This window comes from Streptomyces purpurogeneiscleroticus (assembly GCF_020024005.1).
Taxonomy (GTDB): Bacteria; Actinomycetota; Actinomycetes; order Streptomycetales; family Streptomycetaceae; genus Streptomyces; species Streptomyces purpurogeneiscleroticus.
Window position 1 is genome coordinate 1 of record NZ_NHSG01000186.1, and the last position, 2,927, is coordinate 2,927.

A 2,927-nucleotide genomic window follows, 5' to 3' on the forward strand; every position below is an offset into this window, starting at 1 on the left:
CCTCCCGGCGCCTCTTCGTCGCCCGCTCGGTGGCCGTCGGGGCCACGGCAGCCGCCGCCGCGACCGTCGGATACGGCGCGTACAGCGTGCTCAGCGGGCCGCGGCTGAAGCGGGTGACCGTCCCCCTCGCCAAGCTGCCGCGCGCCGCGCACGGCTTCCGTGTCGCCGTCGTCAGCGACATCCACCTTGGCCCCGTCCTCGGCCGCGCGCACACCCAGCGGGTCGTGGACACCATCAACCGCGCCAACCCCGACCTGATCGCGATCGTCGGCGACCTCGTCGACGGCAGCGTGGCGGACCTGGGCCCGGCCGCCGAGCCGCTGCGCCACCTCCAGGCCCGGCACGGCTCGTTCTTCGTCACCGGCAACCACGAGTACATCTCGGGCGCCGCCCACGAATGGGTCGACCACGTCCGCGAACTGGGCGTGCACCCCCTGGAGAACGCCCGCGTCGAGATGCCCGGCTTCGACCTGGCCGGCGTCAACGACATCTCCGGCGAGAGCCACTCCGACGGCCCGGACTACGACCGCGCCCTGGGCGACCGCGACCCCGCGCGGGCCTCGGTCCTCCTCGCCCACCAGCCGGTCATGATCCACGAAGCGGTCCGTCACTCCGTGGACCTCCAGCTCTCCGGGCACACCCACGGCGGCCAGATGTGGCCCGTCAACTACATCGCCGCGGCCGCCAACCCCACCGTCGCGGGCCTGGACCGCTACGGCGACACCCAGCTCTACGTCAGCCGCGGCGCGGGCGCCTGGGGACCGCCGGTCCGTGTCGGAGCCCCGCCGGACGTCACGATCGTCCAGCTGGCCTCCCGGCAGGCATGACCCGCGCGGACCGCGGAAAATTCGGGCGACGTCCGTCCGTACCGCCTGTTAGCTTTCGGAATCATGGACCCCCTGGCAGAACCCGACATCCGCGCCTCTTTCGTCAACTGTTCGAAGGGCGAGGCCCGTCGGCTGAACCTCCCCGCCGGGCTCGCCGAACTGCCCTGGCCCGACCTGGACTTCCTCGGCTGGCGTGACCCGCAGGCGCCCGACCGCGCCTATCTCGTCGTACCGCGCGCGGACGGCCCGCTCGGCGTCACGCTGCGCCGCCCCACGAACGTCCGCCGTACCTTCACCAAGACCACGGTCTGCTCCTTCTGCCTGACCGGGCACGGCGGTTCGGGCGTCAGCCTGCTCGCCGCGCCCCGGGCCGGCGCGGCGGGCCGCCAGGGCAATACGGTCGGCGCGTACGTCTGCGCGGACCTCGCCTGCCCGCTCTACCTCCGTGGCAAGAAGCAGCCGGACCTGGCGAGCCGGTACGAGGAGCACCTCAGCGTCGAGGACAAGGTCGCCCGCATGACCGCCAACCTCGACGCATTCCTCGGCAAGGTCACCGAGGGGGCCGCGAGCCGGACGGCGTGAGGAAGTCGTCCAGCAGACCGGTCAGTTCGCGGACCAGCGGGCGCAGCACCCGGTAGCGGGACGCGGTGACGGCGCGGGCGATGAGGGGCGCCGTACGGGCGGCCAGCGCGCGGCTGCGGGCGCAGTCCGGCGACCGGTCGTACACCCAGAACAGCACCAGCCCCATCTGGTGCAGCCACAGCAGCCGCGGGAGCTGGTCCGCCAGCTCCGGCGCGGCCTTCACGCCCGCGCCCGCGAGCACCTCACGGTGCAGCGCGACGGCGGCCTCGCGGGGGCCCCGGGACGCCTCGGAGAAGGGGCTGAGCGGGCTGTCGGGGTCGGCGGCGTTCTTGAAGAACTGCGTGGCGAACCGGTGGTACGGCGCCGCCACGTCCAGCCACGCCCACAGCACCCCGCGGATCCGCCCGGCCAGCTCCGTCTCGGTGGCCAGTACCTCGCGGGCCGCCGCCCGGTGCTCCTCGGCGATCCGGTCGTAGAACCCCTGGACCAGGTGTTCCTTGGAGGCGAAGTAGTAGTACGCGTTGCCGGTGGAGACGCCCGCCTCCTGGGCGATGGCGCGCATCGTCGTCCGGTCGTACCCGCGCTCCTCGAAGAGCCGCATCGCGGTGGCCAGAATCAGCGCCCGCGTCTGCTCTCCCCGGGATACCTGCTTCGCGTCGTCCACGCCCCGACCCTAAGCGAGCGGCCGGGACGCGGGGGACCGCAGGGGCCCGTCGGACGCTTCTAGAGGCCGTGCGCGGCGAGGAAGCCGGTGATCAGCCGCTCCCACTCCTCGGGGCACTCGTGCATCGGGACGTGGCCGGCGGCGAGTTCGGTGTACTGCGCGCCGGGGATGTGCTCGGCCAGGTAGCGGGAGTGCGCGGGGTCGACGAGCTGGTCGTGGAGGGTGGCGATGACGAGCGTCGGGACGGTGATTCCCGGCAGGTCGGCGCGGACGTCCAGGGAGCGTACGAGCGCCGCCTGGTCCGCCGAGCCGTCGGGCACCAGCTCTGGGCAGGGGTCCAGCAGCGCGTCCAGGTCGTCGTGCGGCAGCTCCCGGAGGCGGCCGGGGGACCAGCCGCTGAGCGTGCGGGCCAGCGCCAGGCCCGTGTAGTCGTCCTGCGCCAGCAGGCGTTGCCAGAGCGCGAGCCAGAGGTCGGTGCGGCGGTCCGGGACGGCCAGCCCCGCGGTCAGCACGAGGCCGCTGACGTGCTGCGGGTAGCGGGTGGCGGTGCGCACCGCGACGGCCGTGCCGAGGGAGTACCCGACCAGGGTGAAGGTCTCCAGTCCGGCGGCGACCGCACCGTCGACGACCGCGTCGGTGAGGCCGTCCAGGGTGAGCGGCCCGGCCGCGCGCGGGGTGCGGCCCGAGCCGGGGTAGTCGGGGGCGACGACGGTGTGGCCGGCGGCGAGCGCCGGTAAAAGGCGGGCGTAGTTCTCGTCGATGCTGCCGGTGGCGCCGTGGGCGAGGACGATGCCCGGGCCGGAACCGGTGACGGTGGCGGAGAGCGGAGGCAGGGGCCGGTGGAGGGGAAGGGG

The 2,927-nt window shown here is 74.0% G+C and carries 4 protein-coding genes; 2 read left to right on the forward strand and 2 right to left on the reverse strand.

Annotated elements, in window-relative coordinates; genetic code table 11:
• Positions 1 to 827 (forward strand): metallophosphoesterase (locus CCS38_RS11810; protein ID WP_223733189.1); only part of this gene is annotated, 827 nt, incomplete at its 5' end.
• A 63-nt stretch (positions 828 to 890) separates the two neighbouring features.
• Positions 891 to 1,409 carry an FBP domain-containing protein gene (locus CCS38_RS11815; RefSeq protein WP_223733190.1) on the forward strand — a complete coding sequence of 173 codons (519 nt, stop codon included), beginning with the start codon at positions 891 to 893 and terminating at the stop codon, positions 1,407 to 1,409.
• Here CCS38_RS11815 and CCS38_RS11820 read toward each other — a convergent pair.
• The gene (locus CCS38_RS11820) at positions 1,378 to 2,073 is read right to left on the reverse strand and encodes a TetR/AcrR family transcriptional regulator (RefSeq protein WP_223733191.1); all 696 of its coding nucleotides are present in this window, start codon (positions 2,071 to 2,073) and stop codon (positions 1,378 to 1,380) included. The two genes, CCS38_RS11815 and CCS38_RS11820, sit on opposite strands and share 32 nt — an antisense overlap.
• Before the next feature lie 59 nt (positions 2,074 to 2,132).
• Complete coding sequence (locus CCS38_RS11825; RefSeq protein ID WP_223733192.1) at positions 2,133 to 2,906, reverse strand: alpha/beta fold hydrolase; 774 nt, start codon at positions 2,904 to 2,906, stop codon at positions 2,133 to 2,135.
• Positions 2,907 to 2,927: the final 21 nt, after the last annotated feature.

Excerpts from the sequence above, each read along its gene's own strand:
- CCS38_RS11815 (WP_223733190.1), top strand. The coding sequence starts at position 891 with ATGGACCCCCTGGCAGAACCCGACATCCGCGCCTCTTTCGTCAACTGT.